Below are 768 nucleotides of genomic sequence, written 5' to 3'. Positions count from 1 at the left end.
GGGGGGGGGGGGGGGCGGCGGCGCGGGGCGCGGGCGGGCGCGGGCGAGGGCGACGCAGGCGTCACCCGCGTCACGGCGCGGGCCGCGACGCCGAGCGCGACCGGGAAGGTCGAACGGTGCCACCGGGCCCTGCGGCGGGAACGGCGCGAGCACACCGACGCCTGCGACGCCCGGGTCGCGGCGCAGGCGGGGTTGGACTCCTGGATCACCACCTACAACTGCACCCGCCCACACCAGGCCATCGAGATGGCCTGCCCCGTCGACCGCTTCGCCCCCAGCCAGCACCAGCGCGGCGACGAAGACCTGCTCCCGCTGCGGTTACCTACCCGGCTTGTCGCCGCGCCTGCGCCGCCCGAGCAGCCTGCCGCGGACCCGGGCGCTGAGCCGGGCACCGAATCGAGCACGGAGGTCTACTGGGGCGGGCCAGTGGCGCTCGCACGGTCCGTCCCCCCCTCAGGGAACCTGGCGGTGCTGGGCAAACAGTTCTGGCGCGGCCCGCTCCGCGCCGGGGTCACCGTCACGTTCTGGGCCGACGCCAAGGTCATCCACCTCACCGCCGGCGGGGCCCGAATCAAGACCGTCCGCTCCCCCTACACCGAGGACCAGCTCGCCACCTTCGCCGCGACCGGCGGCCGTCCCGCCGGCCCGCCAGCCCCAGCCCCCCCCCGCCGCGCTCAGGCGCCCCCCCCACCGCCGGTGCGCGCGCGCCGTGCACCGCGCCCCCTCACAGCGCGCCGCCTCGCTCCGCCGCCATGCCGCGCGCCGGCG

General features: G+C 78.5%; 1 protein-coding gene. It reads left to right on the top strand.

Annotated features, from left to right (window positions below; translation table 11 throughout):
- The coding region (locus D8M34_RS19355; RefSeq protein WP_153245011.1) for an integrase core domain-containing protein at positions 1 to 768 on the top strand (768 nt) is incomplete at both ends.

The organism is Microbacterium sp. HSID17254 (assembly GCF_003989315.1).
GTDB lineage: Bacteria > Actinomycetota > Actinomycetes > Actinomycetales > Microbacteriaceae > Microbacterium.
Note: the sequence above shows the minus strand (reverse complement) of the source record. Positions and strands in the feature narration are given on the sequence as shown.